Here is an 18,723-nt window from a genome sequence, read left to right on the forward strand (position 1 = left end):
GCAGAGGAAGAAAAGAAGGCTGCTGAGGAAGCTAAGAAGGCAGAGGAAGAGAAAAAGGCCGCTGAAGAAAAGCAGAATGCTATTAATGAAAATATAAGAAAAGCTGTCGAAGCTGCTGTGAATTCTGCAAATGATGCTGTGGAACTTGCTCTTGAACTTGGTAAATTAGCTCATGAAGCAGAAAATAAAGAGTCAAAAATCGATATTGACAGCACAAGTAGTAAGATTGATGAAATAAAAGACCTTATTGCTCTTGCAAATAGTAAGGCATCATTAGCTTCGGAAGCAATAACAAGTGCTCAGGATAAGCTTTATTCTGCCAAAGAGCTTGTTAACCAAGATGATGTTGAGAATACTGAAAGCCTTAATGCTGCTTCTACAACACTTGAATCTGCATCTTCAACTATCAGTGAAGCAACTGATACATTAGGGAAAATCGCTGTTTTATTAGATGTTAAGAGTAAAATCTTTGATGCTAAGACTTCAGCAGACAATGCTAAGTCATTAGCTAAAGAAGCTTTGGATAATGCCGCAACAATTAGTGCCAATTCTTCAAAAGAAGGTATTGCCGCAGCAAAAGAAATGGTTAATGTTGCAGCGCAATCATCAAGTAAAGTAGTAACTGAACTTGAATCAGTAAAGAAAGCAGCTGAAGCAACCAAAAATGAAGATATCATTAAGATGGCTTCAGAAGTTGCTGATATTGCAAAGAAAGCTGCCCAGGATGCTGCAAGTGCAGCAACTATGCTTTCCAATATTGAAGCTGAAAATGCTGAGAATGATGCAAACAAAGCAGATCAGAATAAACCTCAGGATCCTTCTAATGAATCAGGCTCAAAGGATACTGTAGAAGAAAACAAGAATCCCGGTATACCTGCTTCAGAGGATAATAATTCTGAAGAGATCAGTTCCGGTGATAACAAATCCGATGAAAATAATTCTGAGGATACTTCAAACGAGGAATCAAAGAATGATGACTCAGCTTCAGAGAATAATAACTCTGAAAACACATCTTCTAATAGTGGTTCTTCAGAATCTTCTGAAGGTATAAACAATAATAGCGATTCAGATTCTGATGATATTATTGCTGATGACGATGATTCTGAAACTGATGATTCTGAATCTACGGATAACAATAATAGTAGTGTTGAAAATGGCGGTAGTGCAAACAATACACCTAATGACGCGGTAGCAAATAATCCTGAAGAGATTAGTGGCAACCAGACTACTATTACTAAGTTTGAGAACACTCTCAAGGTAGATACAAAGAAGAAACTTGCAAAAATCAAATTCAATGACAAAAAGAAGAAGACTAATGTCAAGATTACAAAACTTCTGAGAATCAGAGATGCTCAGGGACCTATCTCATACAGACTTGTTAAGGGAAATAAGAAGATTAAGATTAATCCTAAGACAGGAAAGCTTACTCTTAAAAAGGGTCTCAAAAAGGGCAAAAAGTACAACCTTAGAATTGCTGTTACAGCTAATGGTAATGACAGTTTTGAGGCAGCTACAAAAATAGTTAACATAAAGATTAAGTTAAAATAATCTTCAAAAAACAGGCTTTTACCGATAGCAAAAGGTAAAAGCCTGTTTTGTATTAATCAAAAACTCTTTATCCAATTAATAAGAGAATCGTGATAAACATTCTCTTCGACATCCCGTCGCATCTGATCGGTGATGGGACCATTTTTTTCCATTCTTGCCAAGATAGCTTCCTGAAGTCCACGAATAATGCCATCCTCGTATGTAAGAGTCGATTCAGTGGTAACAGGTTCCTTAGGAGCCTCCTGAACAGGTTCCTTCTTCGTTTCATGTGGCGAAGCCTGGTTAAGATTATTCAAATCTTCCTTTACATCAATTTCTACATCCATACTGGCAGAGGAGGCTGTTTCACTATTTTTGCCGGTATCTTTCTTGCAGTTACTGGTTGTATCTTTAGTCTTTTTGGATGATTTGATTTTTGAAATTTTCAAATTATGCCCCGGTTCACAGTTAAATGCCTTATCTGAAGGAACATAAATATCACCTGAATTGCCTTCAATGGTTACATATATCTGTCCGTATTGAACAGATACTTCATTACCGGACAAGAGCCCCCTATAACTACCGTCACCTTCAACAGGAAGCGACATGGAAAAGCTATTATCATCATTATTAACAGCTATCACACAGAAACTGTCATTGGCTTTTCTTGAATATGCATACTGACGATTAGTAAGTAAAAGCTCTCTATACTCACCATAGGAGAGGGCAGGAATGTTCTGCTTTATAATTCCCAGCCTTGCTATATTAGCTGTGATGGGATTATCGGTAATGGCGTTTTTAAAATTTTCAAGATTAAGTGCCGGCCTGAGGGAAGCATCTGAGCCTTTTTCCTTTTTTCCTTCAATACCAAATTCGGATCCATAATAAATCGACGGAATTCCGGGGAGAGTATAAAGTAAGATATTTAATGGCTTCAAATGCGCTTTATTAGCTATTCTCGTATAGATTCTTTCGACATCATGGTTATCGGCAAAATTGTAGAGCTTTAGGCCGTCCGGACGATTTCCACCCATTTCATATAGACGTTTTACAGTATGGGCAATCTCAAAATAATTATGATCGTTGTGCCCGGAATATAGCGCTTTATACAGATTGTAATTGGTGACGGAATGAAGTGTTCCTTCGTTCACCCATCTTGAATAATCGCCATGGATTACCTCACCCATAAGCCAGAATTCAGGCTTTACCTCATTAGCTGTAGCACGAAGTGCTTTCATAAAATCGAAGTCCAGCACGTCAGCAGCATCAAGTCTGATTCCATCTATATCAAACTCGGAAACCCAAAACCTGATTACGTCGCATATGTAATCGCGGACCTCAGGATTTCGCTGATTAAGCTTAACCAAAAGGTTGTAACCACCCCAGTTATCATAACTGAAACCATCGTTATACTCATTATTCCCATAAAAATTTACGTTACAGTACCAATCGCGATATCTTGAATTTTCACGATTTTCCTTAAGATCCTTAAATGCGAAAAATGCACGGCCGGTGTGATTGAAAACGCCGTCAAATATGACTCTTATTCCTGCTTTGTGGCATTTTGCCACGAACTTTTTAAGGTCATTGTTATCACCAAGGCGGCTATCAAGCCTTTTATAATCAGTAGTTTCATAGCCGTGTCCTTCAGATTCGAAAAGAGGACCAATATATATTGCATTACAGCCAATGTCCTTAATGTGCTCAATCCAGGGATTGAGATCCGGAAGTCTGTGTGTAACACTGTCATACTTATTTTCTTTAGGTGCTCCCAAAAGCCCTAAAGGATAAATGTGATAGAAAATTGCTTCATCATACCATGCCATAAAATTTTCTCCTTATCTGGTAATCTCATCTTTTTTCTGAGTAGCCAGTGGAAACAGCTATATATATTTTCTCACTTGAAGGGAGAAATGTGAATAGGAGTGATTTTATTGTCAAACTACGAAAAGTTACGTAATTTTTATATAATGGTTTGAGTTTTTGTATGACTTGGAACTATACTTATTCTATAAATAAAATCATGAAGATTGATTTTGATTGGAGGGGGAAAGATGAGTAATGAAGAAGTGATAAAAAATAATGATAGTGGGAGAAGTTTTAGCACCGTTTCCGTAGTCCAAATAATCCTTATTGTTGCTGCCTTGATAATAACTGTAGTGGGACTTATTCGAAATGCTGATATTTACAGAGCTATTATCTACTCAGGACAATGCATTTTATGCGTTCTTGTTTTAATCACCGGTATATTCCAGTTAAAGGCAGAGAATAAGAAAATATTAAATGCAGCTCTTTATTTATATGTTTTTCTTGAAGCACTTAGAGCAGCACTTCTTAATACAACGGGAATACATCACATAGTGGCAATAATTGCCAGATTGATTCTGATACTTCTTGCATGTAACTGCGTACTTCTTACTGAGAAGCTTGATAAAAAGACCGCACTGGGATTGGTAATACTTGAAATTCTCCTTTATGTAGTATTTCTCACAGGATTTCCCGGAGTGATGCTTGGACGAATGAATAGGTTCATGCCTCTTGCGGGCGTTCTTATTGCTGGGAGTGTAACACTTTTGATGATTGATAAGGAAAAAGAATAATTTTGAACTGATATAAATGAATTATTAGAATGCAGAATTACAAGGACATAATTACTTTATGGGAAATAGTGACATTGAAGTCGTAAGCTTAAATCATATATCTGAAGTATATCTTTACGAATACTATGTATCAAAAGGTGCAGAATATCAAATATCCGAGACAGATAACGCTGCACCACATAAGGAAAAGGCCAGAGATTTCATGACAACAGGAGATATCAATAACGCCCAACAGGAATGGATCAAGGCACATTTTGAAAATCCTGTAGACATGGAATCTATACTCTCGATTATTTCCTGTTGCAAGCAACTTGGTGATATTGAAGGCGAGTACTCCTACACATCAGATTCCTATAACTATTGCTGTACAAGAGCTGAAATGGCTGCTTACTATCGGAATCTTGGTTGGTACTTCCTTGAAAAATACAAACCGGATCTTGCTTCCGCTTGCTACATGTATAGTCAGCTTTTCGACAAGACTAAACAGGCAGAAGATGAGATAAAATTCCTTGAAAAAGCATTGAAACACAAGATAGAAGAGAAGACTCCTAAGGAGCTTCAGGAGATTCTGAAAAAGAATGACATTCCAACAGAGGCTAATTCTATTACTCTGGCACTTCTTTATAAGGCAGGAGAAGAGGCTGAAGCTACGGGAATGATAGAACAGGCTCTGGATTGTTACAGAATGGTATATGATCTTAGTGGGGATGAGGAAGTTGCGGGGAGGATTAAAGCACTGCAATAGTAGAAGAGCACGTAAACAAAATAGCAAATGACAATGGGCCTGAAAAATGATTTCTCAACTTTTCAGGCCCATTCTTAGTTATTGGTGATTTTGTAGGTTAAGCTCAGCTACTTAATATGAATCATTTCTTGATTGTCATGGTGCTCTTAAAGCCTGTTTTCTTACCAAGCTTTTTCTTATACTTAGTAACTAACTTCTTAGGTACATGAATAACAGCTTTCTCAGAAATGCCGGATAGAGCTTTGGATTTAACATCCACAACTTGGTTTGCTTTAATAGTTATTGATTTGAGTTTTTTGCAACCTTGGAAAGACTTAGTTCCAAGTGCTGTAATACTCTTAGGAAGAATAATCTTTTCAAGTTTTGTACATTTTCTAAATGCTGAGTCTCCAATAACTTGAATATTATTCCCTATAGTTACCTTTTTAAGATTTGGGCATCCGTAAAACGCGTAACTTTCTATTGTCTCAACATTATTACCGATAGTAACACTAGTAACCCTAACATTAAGAAATTCTTAAGAATCTGTTCGAGAAATGTCAAGAACAAATGTTCTATAATAAACCCATAGAAAATTTGCTACAATAGAGGTGAAAGTAATGGAAGATAAGATCAAATGGCACCCGGCTTTCTATGGAGGAATAGCATTAGAGTTGCGGGATTATCATGATTATCTGGAGTTCGAATCTGAACATCAATTATCGAAGGAACCCCTTCAGATGGATATGCTAATAATTAAAAAGCGTTCAGATATTTATATTGATAATCCAATAGCTAACATATTTAAAGAGTATAATGTAATAGAATACAAGAGTCCAGAGGATTCACTTTCTTTACGAGAGTTTTATAAGACTATTGGATATGCATGTATTTATAAGGGACTTAGTCCTTCAGTTAATGATGTTCCGGTTGATAGCATAACGGTTTCGTTATTTAGGCATATTAAACCAATCAAACTTATTAGTGAGTTAACCGAGATAGGTGCGAGCTTAGAAAAGCATTCAGATGGTATATACTATATTTCCGGAATTATTAATTTTCCGGTTCAAATAGTTGTTACTAGCGAGCTGGATGAAGGACATCATAATGCACTTAGAATTTTGACGACAGATGCCTTGGAAAGTGATGTCGTTGCTTTTCTTAAAGAGGCAAGAGAGTTAAATAATCCTGGTGATAAAGATAACGCAGATGCAGTACTTCAAGTAAGTGCATCTGCTAATATGAAGCTATTTGAGAAAATACGGAGGAATCAAAATATGTGTGAAGCTCTAAGAGAATTGATGAAGGATGAGATTGATAAAGAAATACAGATAAACAGAGAAGAAGCGACAGCCGAAGCTGCAGCTAAAACAAAGTCTGAAATTCAGGATTTATATAATTGGCTTCTTGAAAATGGTAGGGTAAATGATGTTAAGAAAGCCACAAAAGATTCAGAATTTTATGATGAGCTTTTAGAAGAATATAAAACAAAAAATCCAATCTAAAGCTAATCCAATAAAAACTATTCGGATCAATCGTTTTACGCTCCAAAGCCTGTCTCATGTTTTGAGATGGGCTTTATTTGTTTTTGATTTATGATGAACTTTTCATAAATAAAATCCTTTCGGTTTCGTAGACGGAAACCCACTGCCCTTGGGCGGTGGGAGGAGCCTTGTAAATTTATAGCCATTAACCTTGGCTTTCGATATACTTCTGTATGGTGGCTGATGATACTTCACCTATACTACAAGCAAAGTATCCGTCAGACCAAAAGATTTTCTTCTTCCAATACTGTTTAGACAGGAAGTTTGGATATTTTTGCCATAGATAGTAGGTAGTCTGCTGTTTGATTAGTTTTACAATGTCGCAAACTCTGTCCGTAGTATCGTAACTGATAAGAAAATGTATATGGTCTTTATCAGTTTCCATAGCAATAATCTCATAGTCTTTAGAATTACAGATATCGTATATCTTTTGTTTTACATTGTCAGTGATAGAACCTCTAAGCAACTGCTTACGGTATTTTGTGACGAGAACTATATGCACTTTTAAACTATATTTACGCCTATTGTGGTGATTATATCTGTTATCCATAACCTATTCCACGACAAGAGTAACGTCGTACTTATGCATAAAGTTATCATTCAAGTCTTGAACGCTGGCATACCAATCACAGCGCTCTACCGTAAGAGAATGCATATCCATAACAACCACAGAATATTGTCCATTATTTTCTTTTACCCGCAGTACATGCTTCTCAGATATCGGAATTCCTGTATCTACGCCATAGTATTTAATTTGAGTCATTGATAAACTCATTTTTACGATTGACTTTCACTAACAATAATTATATCATATATTTAGTGAAATAACAACGAGGTACATTATGGAACAGATGACAGTTACAGCTAAAGTTCAGATATCCGTTAATACAGACAGTAAGGTTTTGATTGATGAAACCATGTCTGTTTATTCTGATGCCTGTAATTATGTATCTGACTATGTGTTCCACACTCACGATTTAAAGCAGTTCTCACTTAACAAGGCTTTATACTCTACACTCCGAGAAATGTTTGGACTCAAATCTCAGATGTCTCAATCCGTATTTAAGACTGTCATTGCAAGATATAAGACCATTCTCGAAAATCAGAAAGAGTGGATTCAGCCATCCTTCAAAAAACCACAGTATGACCTTGTTTGGAACAGAGATTATTCCCTTAAACAAAACTGCTTTTCAGTAAATACACTGAATGGACGTGTTAAGTTGCCCTATTTCGCTGAAGGCATGACAAAATACTTTGACCACGACATCTATAAGTTTGGAACTGCCAAGCTTGTAAATAAGCATGGTAAGTATTTTTTGCATATCCCCGTAACCTACGATGTCGAAGAAAGTAATGTTTCTGACATCTGTAATGTCGTAGGTATTGACAGAGGTATAAACTTTGTCGTTGCTACTTATGACAGTAAACACAAGTCTGGATTTGTAAGCGGTAAAGCCATCAAGCAGAAACGTGCTCACTATTCTAAGCTTCGTAAAGAACTCCAAATGTGTCAGACACCATCTTCAAGACGTAGATTAAAAGCTATCGGTCAGCGAGAAAACCGTTGGATGCAGGATGTTAACCACCAGGTATCAAAGGCACTCGTTGAATCCAACCCGAAGCATACGCTCTTTGTTCTTGAAGATTTGTCAGGCGTTCGTAATGCTACAGAGCGTGTCAGAACCAAAGATCGCTACGTTACCGTATCGTGGTCTTTCTATGACCTTGAACAGAAACTTATTTACAAAGCTAAACAGAATCAGTCTACTGTTATTAAGGTTGACCCTCGTTATACGAGTCAGTGCTGTCCTGTATGTGGACACATTGAAAAAGCCAATCGTGATAAGAAATTGCATCTGTTTACTTGTAAGAACTGTGGCTATAAATCAAACGATGACCGCATTGGAGCTATGAATCTGTACCGCATGGGAATCAACTATCTTGAAGATAGTCAAGTACCTGATACAGTTACGGCAGAGTAAACTTTGTCGTAAGGGGCGGTGTCAACCGTCCCATGATGCGACCCCACGGAAGTTACACCGACAAAATGTAGGAGTTATTACAACGAACTACAGGGGAGTCGCAAGCCCATTACCTTTAGGTGATGGGTGGTTGACACTCATACGTGCTAAAATAATAGAACAGAACTAAATGAGGAGATACGTAATGTTGGGGAATAGTAAAAGCCGCCAAAGGCTTGAATACATGAAGGATTATGTTGTTTTTGATCTTGAGACAACTGGAACCTCTTGCTATAAGGACAGGGTAGTAGAGATATCCGCTATTAAGGTTAATGATAAAAAGGTGACAGACGAGTTTTCAACTCTTGTGAATCCTGAGTGTTCTATACCGTTTTATGCATCAAGAGTGAATGGTATTACTGATGACATGGTGGAGGATGCACCTCTTTTCAGGACAGCGCTCAAAGACTTTCTCAATTTTACAGGAGATATGGTTCTTGTAGGTCATAATATTCATTCCTTTGACCTTAAGTTTATTTACCGGGATGCGGAAGCGTATTATGGAAAAATTCCCGGCAATGATTATGTTGATACATTGAGAATGGCCAGAATGTGTTTGACGGAGCTGCGTCACCATTCATTATCCGATCTCGCAACTTACTATAACATTTCTACTGAAGGAGCGCACAGAGCTCTTAATGATTGCAGAATGAATCAGGCTGTCTATGAAAAGATGGGACCTATTTTGCAGGAACGTTTAAAGCATATGGAAACCTGTCCGAAGTGCGGCAATATTTTAATGCGAAGAACCGGGAAATTCGGGGAATTTTGGGGTTGCAGTTCTTATCCTGATTGCAGATATACACGAAATATTTAATTTTATTGTATTCGAATCTGGAGTATACATATGAAAAAAATCTTATCCGAATTCTTTTATAAGTACAAAGCAAACAAGCAGAAGATACTGGAAATAGAGCAGTACCTTTATGAAGAGATGGCCTTCAACAGATGGAGAGATGTTCTGATTGAAAGGTCAAGCATTACCCGTGAGATTTACAAGGATAACAATAAGTTCTTGGCTGATATCAAGGAATATTTACAGGATGGTGTTAACGAGGATATAGCTAATGAGCTTTTTAAGATTGCTAACGGCTTTTACAATGAGGGCTATGATGATCTTTTTGTAATAAGACATTTAGCTGAGCCTGCAATCGATTTTTATGAAAAGACTAATAATTATGATAAGCTCTGTTATCTTTATAAGATAATGGGCTATGAGCTATTCGAGTTTTATGGACGAATAAATAAGGAATTTGGCTCAGATCAGGCAGTTGATTACTATGAAAAACTCATTGGATTAAAGGATCACTATGCTGAGATTAGGGATCCAAAAGCCAGAGTTGGCTTTTTCGTAGCATATAATAATTTGATATCTCCCATTGGACAAACCTCAGACGAGTATAAAAAAAGAATGTTCCGTTATTATAACGAGGCCATGGAGTTATGGGAAAAAGACTATGTCCAGGATCTTGATGGAGATTCGGAGGACTTTACTTTCTGCATATCTCAGATTGAAAATGAGATTCTTTTTGCTGTTGAATTCATAGAGGAGATGCCTGAGGACTTCATCAAACAATTCTTTGATTTAATCCCTCATATAAAGGAAAAATGGGAAAAGAACAATATTCCCGATGAAGGAGATGCACTTTTCAGGGCAGAAATCAAGAAACGTATGCTTAATGGTGAATCCTATGAGTCCCTTATTGAGGATTTAATTGAGCGTATAAATAACAGTGGTGAACTCGATTTTGAAAAAGATCAGGATGGTTCCTTAACTAAGGCTTTGTCTAACTATAACAATGCCTGCACGATATTCGATATTTTCAAATATTACAATGTTGATAAGAACATATGCCAAAAGTATATAGACAGATTTTGCAAGAAGGTTACGGACTTACAGAGGCACCTTCCATTTGGCTATTTTCCTGAATTAGTTGAAGCACTATGCTCAGAGTGGTTCAAAGCTTATGCATCATATATCGAAGACAGTAATGAGAAAAAAGAACTCCTATTAAAGCTTGTAATCGCAAGACAGCCAATGACCTATATTCACAGCCTTATGGTAAGTGAAATTGCTGTGAGAATTGCATATGCGATAATAAAAGATATGCCCACATTTTTCGCCGGTATTCCTGAATATCCGGATATTCAGAGCGTCAAGGAGAATCAAAAGGATTTAATTGATTACATTACTGATTGCGGGCTTTTACACGACTGCGGCAAGTGTACGATAGTCAGTGTCGTTAGCAGACAGGATAGGCATCTGTACGATGAAGAATTTGCAATAATAAAAAGACATCCTACAGATGGTTATGAGATGCTGGGGCACGATCCGAATTTCAAAAGATTTTTTGATATAATTCGCGGACATCATAAAAATTACGACGGAAAAAGTGGCTACCCTGATGATTTTGACAACACGAAGTCTCCATATAAGCCGGTAATTGATCTTATATCAATTGCAGACAGCATTGATGCTGCCACAGATATTCTTGGGCGTAACTATACCAAAGGTAAGGATTTTCAAAAAGTGTTCGAAGAGCTGCAAGCCGGAGCCGGTACAAGATATTGCCCTGAAATAGTAGGGCTTATTGAGCAAAATCGCGGACTTTACAACGACCTCACATATCTGACCAGTGAAGGTAGATTTGAGATTTATTACAGAGCATACAAGGAAATTCTTTATATTTAGTCTAATGAATCTGAAAGCTGGTTACACAAAATGTAATCGGCTTTTTTATCTTAGAGGAAATTCCTCCGGAATTCCTATAAGATAAAAAACGCTCCGCGAGGATGCGCACTCGCGCGATAGGAATATGTTGCATAAATGCAACCGCGCTCGGCGCGAGAATGCCGCAAGCGGCATTCTTTCTTGTTTTGTTCATTTTTTGACGGACATTTGTTGGACATGGCTTGATAACATGTTTCATGTGAAAGCAAAAAAATTGCTTATTGAGGAGGAAAAATTATTCATGAAAAACAGATTAGTATCAACAATCATTATGGCTACACTGGCTCTGCAGCTTGTTGCATGCGGCTCTGCAAATAATGCAGCGGAAGCTACAGCAGAGACTTCAACAATTACAGAACCTATCAGCGATACAGGGGAATCAACTTCAGAAGAAGCTACAGAAGAAAAAGGTACAGGGGAAGCTGCTGAGAGTAGCGAGAATGTAGGAATCGCCAATCCTTGGAGAGATTGTACAGAGGAAGAGGCAAAGGAAGCATGTCCTCGTCTTTTCAAATTACCTGCAGATGATCTTGTAAGTAGTTGGAGAATGATGGAGCCTGAAAATAGTGAAAGTGGTGTTCCTGGGAATCTTATTGAATTAGATTATCGTATGGATGGAATGGATTTTACCGCAAGAGCTCAGTATGGTGCAGACATTGATGCGGATATTTCCGGTTTAAATTATAAATGGGATGTAACAGAAGATATCACTCTTGCAAATTGGGGCGAAGGAAACATGACCGGTAAGTATAGCCGTCATATTGAGGATGGCTGGATGGTAGATCTTTGCACCTGGTATGATATAGAGATTGGTATAGCTTATTCACTTTCAGTAGAAGCTGAGGATCTTGAAGGCTTTGATTTGCAGGCAATTGCTGAACAAATGTATAGTGCTGAGAACGAACCTCTTGTAGATATGCCTGATGATGAAGTTGAAGCACAAGCGGACGGACAGGCAGACGTACAGTCTTTCGAAGGTCAGTATTATGCGGGCCGTGGTAACCTCAGCATCACAGCACAGAATGATGGCCGCTATCTCATCGAAGTATGGTGGGGAAGTAGTGCTGCAGAGCATAGTGAATGGGTTATGAATGGTGAATATGATGAAAGCTCAAAGACAATAACCTACAATGATTGTGTGAAGCATGATTTTGAACTTGGAGAAGATGGAGAAATCATCCGTGATGATATCGCATATGAAAATGGAACCGGAAGCATCCAGATTGTTGATGATAATACAATAAACTGGACAGATGATCAGGATCACATCGCTGACGACGTACCTATGACCAGATAAAATCATGTCGGAAAAGCCGTTGCGCAAAAGGTATTACATGGAAGTCAATTTTCTGATATAATCTGTGATTGTCGTAAAAAAAAATATATGAAGATGTAGTGATGGTAACATTGGAAACGGTGGCACCGGATGGTGCAAACGAACAACACACCTAGGTCTTCCCTGGTCAAAGAAAGGAAAACCACAGGTATGTTACCACAGAACAAGTTTCAGGATGTAATTTTCACTATTTTCATGGCATTTGTCATGGTCTACGCAATGATTTGCTACAACATTTCCCTTAATGTAGGCGGTATGCAGAACTTCATATTCCTTGCTGCATTCAAGGAAATGCTAATCATGTGGCCGATAGCTATAGCATTAGAGCTGCTTTTCGTTGGTAAGCTTGCTCAGAAGCTGACATTTAGGTTCGTTACACCAAGTAAGGATCCGATAATTATGGTGATTTTAGCAATTTCTTCCATGTCAGTATTTCTGATGTGTCCGCTAATGAGCTTGGTTGCTACAATTCTTTTTAAAGATGCCGGATCTGAGTTCATCGCGGTCTGGCTTCAGACAACAGCTATAAATTTCCCGATGGCACTTTGCTGGCAGATATTCTTTGCAGGACCTTTTGTACGTAATGTATTTGGTTTTTTTGTAAAGAAATTTTCTAGGAACGAAATGATGGAATCATAAAAAGCTGTGTAACCATAATCATTATTTTGCACAAACGAGAAGCATAAGCCGTAATCCACAGGTGGAGAGCGGCTTTTTTAATATCATATAATCATGACGTATAATTGTAACTGTCTGCACAGATGGTTATCTAGACCAATCTACTAATCCTGTAGCCAGGGATGAAATGACCGACAGGGAATTCGACATTATGATGGAAAGAGGCCTTTCGCAGGCAAAAATGACTGAATCAGACCTTTTGAATCTATATGGGACATTATCGGATTCAGAAGTTATGGAATAATTTCCGATAGTGGCGGCAATCCTGGCATGGGTTATGCAACTTGCAGGGTGTAATTTTAACTTGCAAGGTTAATAGACTAAGGCGAATCGCGATTTGCAGAGGTTAAGAGAAGTTGAAACACATATAATTATACTGTATAACGTATATACATAATGAGGAGGTGATTCCATGGAACAAGTAGCAATAAGATCCTGGGAAAACAGTCAGGGTATAAGAATTCCAAAAGATATACTTGATAAAATGCAGTTAAAAATCTCTGATGTACTGGACATTGAAATAAAGGATGACACAATTGTGCTGAAGAAGCAGTTTGTCCATAAAACTTTTGAAGAAAGGTTGGCAGAATATAACGGAGAAATAACAGTTTGCGATTTTGACTGGGGTGAGCCGGTGGGGAGAGAAATTTTATGACTGAATTTAATCAAGGGGACATAATTAAGATTAGCGGATTTAAAAGCAGTTATTTGTAATTGTTAGTAAAAATGCATTTATAAGAGCAACGGGTATATTTCATGTATGTCCAATGATTTCAGGAAGAGTTATGAACATAGAATGAAATTTCAACCTGACCGTTGTATATCTAATAGATATACATTAAAATATAGACAGAAAGAGAGGTGATATGTATGGCAAACAAAACAGCAACCATCCTAGCAAGAGTTGAGCCTGAAGTAAAAGAAGAAGCAGAGGAGATTCTGAGCCAGCTTGGTATATCAAGCTCTGTAGTCATAAATGCACTTTATAAGAAAATAATAAGAACAAGGGGAATACCTTTTACATTCGACTTATCTACTAATCCTGTAGCCAGGGATGAAATGACTGACAGGGAATTCGACATTATGATGGAAAGAGGCCTTTCGCAGGCAAAAAATAATGAGAGCCGCCCTGCAAAAGATGTTATTTCTGACATTAAAAAGGATATAAGGGAGTGGACACGTTGAACAGATTTGAAGTTAGACTGACCAGGCAGGTGGAAGAACAGCTTCGAGGTATTGCATGGCATATAGCAGTTGTATTGAAAAATCCGGATGCTGCAGAGACTCTTATGGATTCATTTGATGAACTTCTAGAAAATCTTTCAGTAAACCCTGAAAAATGGTTTCTTGTAGATGAAGAACCATGGAGAACGGAAGGAGTAAGGAAAACAAATATTGGAAATTATCTTGTTTATTTCTGGATTGATGTTGAACACGCTGCGGTGCAGGTTACCGGTATTGTTCACAGTTCAAGGGATCAGGATAAATATTTAAAGCAGATGATTTTAGAAGAATGATTCTTTGAAATTATGCAGTTTCTTATTCGCGATAGGAAATATCGAAAAAACGGATTGGGATTTTATGATGAAAATGATCTTTTGGGAACTCCTACATATGTTGTCATGGAGAATAAAAATGTAATCAATATATACAGGTCATATAAAATATGTATAGTCTGTACTAAATTGACTTTTTAATAATAATTTAATGAAATTTTAATCTAAAAGCACTGCTTGGATAATGGTTTCTTTAGAGTTAATTGCGATAATTATTACGTATAAGTGTTGTTATTTGGAATTAGTGAAAAGCTTTTATTTGAAATAATTAAGATTTTTATCAGAAGGAGGCTTAGCCATGCGGAACCGGTATACACTCGCACAGCACAGCACAGCACAGCACAGGCTATAACTGCGCCCTTTTTGCGTCCTGCGGCAACAAGACGCATGGAACTGAATACTACATTCGTGATGGATAACCGTCGGATTCTGTCGGGGTAAGTATACCCTGTCAGGTTCGGCGGTTTTTGTATTGTTCAGCGTGGTTCAGCGGTGGCCATAACAGCCGTGAATATGAAAGGAGACAGCAATTTATGAAAACAAAGAAACGACTTTTGAGCATCCTGCTCAGCCTTGTGCTTGTGCTGGGACTTGTACCGGGGATGAGTTTGACGGCGTATGCAGCCAGCGCCAGCTATGTTGACGGGAACGGTGACAATCAGAACGTGAATGCGACAGAACTTGCGTCCAACACTACCAGTTGGACTAACGGTTCGTGGTATATCGTACCGGAAGGTGGTCTTACCATCAGCAGCCGTATCGCAGTTAACGGTACAGTAAACCTTATTCTTCGTGACGGTGCGACGCTCACAGCAAGTGCGGGCATCACCACCACAAATGCGACGCTCAACATCTACGCGCAGAGCGGCGGCACGGGCGCGCTTACCGCGACTGGCGGCAACGGTGCTCGTGCTCAATATGGCGGTAGCGCAGGCATCGGCGGCGTCGGCAATGCCGGTAGAAATGGTGATGGTTATTATATCGCCGGCGTAGGCGGCACGGTCAACATCTACGGCGGCGCTGTTACGGCGACCGGCGGCAATGGCGCGACCAATACAGGCGGTGGCGCAGGCATCGGCGGCGGCGGCCTTGGTCATAGGTCCCCCGGCGGCGGCGATGGTGGCACAGTCAACATCTACGGCGGTACTGTAACGGCAACAGGCGGTAATGGTGGAGAAGATGGCGGCGGCGGCGCAGGTATCGGCGGCGGCGGAAATGGCTGGGGTAATAGCGCCGGAGCAGCCGGCACACTGACCCTTGGCAAATGCGTAAAGCTGTATCAGGGTACTGACAATACCGGAACGGTTCTCGATGATAGTGCCAGCGTAGAACGTAGTTATAGTGGCAGCAGACCAAAGAATATGTTTGCTGAATATAGCCACACCCACAGCTTCACCTATACGGCTGGCGGAAATACTATTACAGCAACATGTGCCGGTACAGATAGCAATGGCGTGGCATGTACGTTGGAGGATCTCACCGCTACTCTTACAATCGTGGGATCGGATACGGGGGCAAAGTTTGAAGGTGATGTGAAGGCTTTCTCTCCGCTTCCGGATGTAAACTACTACAAAGCAAATGACGACGGAACGAGAGGCGCTGCCCTCGCCCCTATTACGACAGCACCTACGGTACTAGGAAAATATTGGGCTGAAATTACTCTCGGCGATGGCGATAATTCAGCAACTGCCCATGTGGTGTATGAAATAAAAGCAAAAGCTTCGATCGGGACTAATAGCTATGACACGCTTCAGCAGGCGATAGACGCGGCAACTGATAATCAAACGATCAAATTGACTGAGAATGTCACAGGAACATTTACTTTCAACAAGAGTAATACGATCGTAACCCTTGACCTGAACGGACATACTATCGACGGCGATCAACAGACTACTGCCATTACGATAAGCAATGGTACGCTTATATTGAATGACACCAGCGGAGTCAAGACCGGCGAGATCACAGGCGCAAAACAGGGTGTTGCCGTAAATGGCGGTACCTTCAAACTGGAAGAAGGCAAGATTCAGGGTAACATAGGTAACGTCAACGGCGCCGGTGTTTCTGTAGCTAAAAATGCAACATTTGAGATGATCGGCGGAGCGATCCAGTATAACCAGACAACTACCTATACCGGTGGTGTTCTTTTGAATGGCGGCGCAACCTTTATTATGAGTGGTGGAGCGATTCAGTATAACTCAGGAGCGGCGGACGGTTTCGGCGGAATCGGAAGTGCTGGAGCAGAGCCGAAAGTGTCAGGGACGGCCGTGATCCGGAACAATGTGATCGGCGGAACAGTTACAAAAAACGAAGATGGTTACAGCCTGACAGGGGGAACACCTTGTAACTATCGTAGCACCGACAAAACGAAGAAGATCGTGATCGCAGGCGCCTTGACGACCGGTGCCAAGATCGGAGTTTACAATATTTATGACGCAAATGTAGCGTTTACCAGTGGTTATAACACCTTTAACACCGATGATAGTGGAAACAAATTCTTCTTTAGTGATGATGCTAACAAAGGAATTCATAAGAACGGTGACGGAGAATTGATCTTTGGTGACCCGATACCAATTACCTTACTGGATGACAATACCAAACCGGTTATAACTGTAAAGCGCGGTGAGACAACTGTTACATTGGGGGCTCCGCAGATCGGCGATGTTCTGACTGCCGAGACGGATGCAACTGATCTGGTTTATGAGTGGTATCGTGACAATGTGAAGATCGATAGTGCGACGGAGGATACCTATACCCTTACAGCAGTAGATTTAGGCAAGGCTATAACAGTAACAGTTTATCAGACGAAGGATGCAAACGGGAATGAACTGACAGGTGACAATCGTCCTACTCAGACTTCTACCGCTACCGCAGCGGTGGAGAAGAAAACGGCTGCGGAGCTGAGCGCGGACGACGCGAAAACCAACGGCATTACCTTCACTTATACGGGTGAGACAATTTCCGCAAATAACGGCTATGAGGTTTCTTCCACCAATACCGGCGACGGAACAGCGATCACATCGCTGACGGATATTCTTGACGGCGAAGGTACGCCGACCATCTATGTGCGCACAGCGGCGACCGATGATACTGCCGCCGGCGCGTGGGTAGAGGTGACGCTTACCGCCCGTCCCGCCGCGCCGACCGGACTGACCTCGGAGCCTCCCGCCGGGACTGCGGACGGCAAGATCAAGGGGACGACCGCCGACATGGAGTACAAGCTGAAGAACAGCACAGGCGGTTGGACGACGGCATCCGCAAGCGAGACGTCGGTTGCCTCCGGCACCTACCTCGTCCGCACCAAGGCGACGGATACCACGCCCGCCGGCAGGGCGACCGAAGTTGCGGTTGTTACGGCCGCGGAGAATGTGAACAACCTGATCGACGCACTGCCGGAAGCTGAAAATGTGACGACCGCAGATAAGGACGACATCGAAGCGGCAAGGGCGGCGTATAACGCCCTGACCGACACGCAGAAAGCGACGGTTTCCACCGACACCCTCGCAAAGCTGGGGGCAGTTGAAGCGGCGCTCGCTATCGCCGAGCTTCCCGAAGCAAGCGCGGTGACCACGGCGAACAAGATCGCCATCGAAGCGGCGCGGACGGCGTATGACGCGCTGAGCGCAGAGCAGAAAACGGCGGTTGGCGATACCGCAAAGGCGAAGCTGGAAGCCGCAGAAGCGGCGCTCGCCATTGTCGAGCTTCCTGCGGCAGCGGCTGTGACCGCCAACAACAAGACCGCCATCGAAGCGGCGCGGACGAAGTATAACGAACTGAGCGACACGCAGAAAGAGGCGGTTGGCAATACGTTCAAGGCGAAGTTGGAAGAAGCGGAAGTAGCGCTTGTGAATACGCTGATTGATGCCCTGCCCGCGGCAGCAAAGGTAAAGACAAGCGACAAGGAAGCCATCGAGGCGGCAAGAGCAGCATATAACGCTCTTACAGATAATCAGAAGTTGAAGGTATCTGCTGATACACTAAAGAAACTTACAGATGCCGAGGCAGCATT

The 18,723-nt window shown here is 40.7% G+C and carries 15 protein-coding genes and 2 pseudogenes; 13 read left to right on the forward strand and 4 right to left on the reverse strand.

Annotated features, from left to right (window positions below):
* Positions 1-1,548 (forward strand): hypothetical protein (locus G586_RS23805; protein ID WP_035773564.1); only part of this gene is annotated, 1,548 nt, incomplete at its 5' end.
* 56 nt (positions 1,549-1,604) lie between these two features.
* Here G586_RS23805 and G586_RS0118320 read toward each other — a convergent pair.
* Entirely contained in the window at positions 1,605-3,353 is a 1,749-nt protein-coding gene (locus tag G586_RS0118320; RefSeq protein WP_026528876.1) for an alpha-amylase family glycosyl hydrolase, read from the reverse strand.
* Between the two features lie 228 nt (positions 3,354-3,581).
* Between G586_RS0118320 and G586_RS0118325 the strand changes: the two genes are divergently transcribed.
* Both G586_RS0118325 and G586_RS0118330 read left to right on the forward strand, forming a co-directional pair.
* Positions 3,582-4,127, forward strand: a complete 546-nt coding sequence (locus G586_RS0118325) for a hypothetical protein (protein WP_026528877.1) — start codon at positions 3,582-3,584, stop codon at positions 4,125-4,127.
* Positions 4,128-4,185: 58 nt separating this feature from the next.
* Positions 4,186-4,872 carry a hypothetical protein gene (locus tag G586_RS0118330; protein WP_026528878.1) on the forward strand — a complete coding sequence of 229 codons (687 nt, stop codon included), beginning with the start codon at positions 4,186-4,188 and terminating at the stop codon, positions 4,870-4,872.
* Positions 4,873-4,993: 121 nt separating this feature from the next.
* Here G586_RS0118330 and G586_RS25815 read toward each other — a convergent pair.
* Positions 4,994-5,374 (reverse strand): annotated as a pseudogene (locus G586_RS25815) (leucine-rich repeat domain-containing protein); the annotation flags it as partial.
* A 97-nt stretch (positions 5,375-5,471) separates the two neighbouring features.
* Here G586_RS25815 and G586_RS23810 point away from each other — a divergent pair.
* A complete protein-coding gene (locus G586_RS23810) occupies positions 5,472-6,356 on the forward strand; it encodes a hypothetical protein (protein ID WP_051204907.1) in 885 nt (294 codons plus the stop codon).
* A gap of 184 nt (positions 6,357-6,540) precedes the next feature.
* Here G586_RS23810 and tnpA read toward each other — a convergent pair whose 3' ends face one another.
* Both tnpA and G586_RS0118350 read right to left on the reverse strand, forming a co-directional pair.
* Positions 6,541-6,945, reverse strand: coding sequence for an IS200/IS605 family transposase (gene tnpA, locus G586_RS0118345; protein ID WP_026528879.1), 405 nt, complete (start codon positions 6,943-6,945; stop codon positions 6,541-6,543).
* Positions 6,946-6,948: 3 nt separating this feature from the next.
* On the reverse strand, positions 6,949-7,158 hold the full coding sequence (locus G586_RS0118350) for a hypothetical protein (RefSeq protein ID WP_026528880.1): 210 nt from the start codon (positions 7,156-7,158) through the stop codon (positions 6,949-6,951).
* A 79-nt stretch (positions 7,159-7,237) separates the two neighbouring features.
* On the opposite strand from G586_RS0118350, the gene G586_RS0118355 reads away from it, so the two are divergent.
* From G586_RS0118355 to G586_RS26695, 9 genes and pseudogenes are all read left to right on the forward strand, one after another.
* Positions 7,238-8,377: an RNA-guided endonuclease TnpB family protein gene (locus G586_RS0118355; protein WP_026528881.1), complete on the forward strand. Its 1,140-nt coding sequence runs from the start codon at positions 7,238-7,240 to the stop codon at positions 8,375-8,377.
* A 184-nt stretch (positions 8,378-8,561) separates the two neighbouring features.
* Entirely contained in the window at positions 8,562-9,233 is a 672-nt protein-coding gene (locus G586_RS0118360; RefSeq protein WP_026528882.1) for a 3'-5' exonuclease, read from the forward strand.
* Between the two features lie 30 nt (positions 9,234-9,263).
* The gene (locus G586_RS0118365) at positions 9,264-11,108 is read left to right on the forward strand and encodes an HD-GYP domain-containing protein (RefSeq protein WP_026528883.1); all 1,845 of its coding nucleotides are present in this window, start codon (positions 9,264-9,266) and stop codon (positions 11,106-11,108) included.
* A 280-nt stretch (positions 11,109-11,388) separates the two neighbouring features.
* A complete protein-coding gene (locus tag G586_RS0118370) occupies positions 11,389-12,444 on the forward strand; it encodes a hypothetical protein (RefSeq protein ID WP_026528884.1) in 1,056 nt (351 codons plus the stop codon).
* A gap of 189 nt (positions 12,445-12,633) precedes the next feature.
* Positions 12,634-13,122: a DUF2798 domain-containing protein gene (locus G586_RS0118375; RefSeq protein WP_026528885.1), complete on the forward strand. Its 489-nt coding sequence runs from the start codon at positions 12,634-12,636 to the stop codon at positions 13,120-13,122.
* A 451-nt stretch (positions 13,123-13,573) separates the two neighbouring features.
* Positions 13,574-13,816, forward strand: a complete 243-nt coding sequence (locus tag G586_RS0118380; RefSeq protein ID WP_026528886.1) for an AbrB/MazE/SpoVT family DNA-binding domain-containing protein — start codon at positions 13,574-13,576, stop codon at positions 13,814-13,816.
* Between the two features lie 215 nt (positions 13,817-14,031).
* On the forward strand, positions 14,032-14,346 hold the full coding sequence (locus G586_RS0118385) for a type II toxin-antitoxin system RelB/DinJ family antitoxin (protein ID WP_026498735.1): 315 nt from the start codon (positions 14,032-14,034) through the stop codon (positions 14,344-14,346).
* Positions 14,343-14,678 (forward strand): type II toxin-antitoxin system RelE/ParE family toxin, encoded by a 336-nt coding sequence (locus G586_RS0118390; protein ID WP_026528887.1) that lies wholly within the window; start codon positions 14,343-14,345, stop codon positions 14,676-14,678. The genes G586_RS0118385 and G586_RS0118390 overlap by 4 nt, the downstream gene beginning before the upstream one ends.
* 572 nt (positions 14,679-15,250) lie before the next feature.
* Positions 15,251-18,723: pseudogene (locus tag G586_RS26695) on the forward strand (hypothetical protein); the annotation flags it as partial.

The sequence above is a fragment of the Butyrivibrio sp. VCD2006 genome (genome assembly GCF_000423925.1).
Classification (GTDB): Bacteria; Bacillota; Clostridia; order Lachnospirales; family Lachnospiraceae; genus Butyrivibrio.

Bases quoted from the DNA above. Each gene is read 5' to 3' on its own strand.
- G586_RS0118365 (WP_026528883.1), top strand. From the start codon at position 9,264: ATGAAAAAAATCTTATCCGAATTCTTTTATAAGTACAAAGCAAACAAG.
- G586_RS0118325 (WP_026528877.1), top strand. From the start codon at position 3,582: ATGAGTAATGAAGAAGTGATAAAAAATAATGATAGTGGGAGAAGTTTT.
- G586_RS0118355 (WP_026528881.1), top strand. From the start codon at position 7,238: ATGGAACAGATGACAGTTACAGCTAAAGTTCAGATATCCGTTAATACA.
- G586_RS0118320 (WP_026528876.1), bottom strand. From the start codon at position 3,353: ATGGCATGGTATGATGAAGCAATTTTCTATCACATTTATCCTTTAGGG.
- G586_RS0118385 (WP_026498735.1), top strand. From the start codon at position 14,032: ATGGCAAACAAAACAGCAACCATCCTAGCAAGAGTTGAGCCTGAAGTA.
- G586_RS0118370 (WP_026528884.1), top strand. From the start codon at position 11,389: ATGAAAAACAGATTAGTATCAACAATCATTATGGCTACACTGGCTCTG.
- G586_RS0118380 (WP_026528886.1), top strand. From the start codon at position 13,574: ATGGAACAAGTAGCAATAAGATCCTGGGAAAACAGTCAGGGTATAAGA.
- G586_RS0118360 (WP_026528882.1), top strand. From the start codon at position 8,562: ATGTTGGGGAATAGTAAAAGCCGCCAAAGGCTTGAATACATGAAGGAT.
- G586_RS0118375 (WP_026528885.1), top strand. From the start codon at position 12,634: ATGTTACCACAGAACAAGTTTCAGGATGTAATTTTCACTATTTTCATG.
- G586_RS0118350 (WP_026528880.1), bottom strand. From the start codon at position 7,158: ATGACTCAAATTAAATACTATGGCGTAGATACAGGAATTCCGATATCT.
- G586_RS23810 (WP_051204907.1), top strand. From the start codon at position 5,472: ATGGAAGATAAGATCAAATGGCACCCGGCTTTCTATGGAGGAATAGCA.
- G586_RS0118330 (WP_026528878.1), top strand. From the start codon at position 4,186: ATGGGAAATAGTGACATTGAAGTCGTAAGCTTAAATCATATATCTGAA.
- tnpA (WP_026528879.1), bottom strand. From the start codon at position 6,945: ATGGATAACAGATATAATCACCACAATAGGCGTAAATATAGTTTAAAA.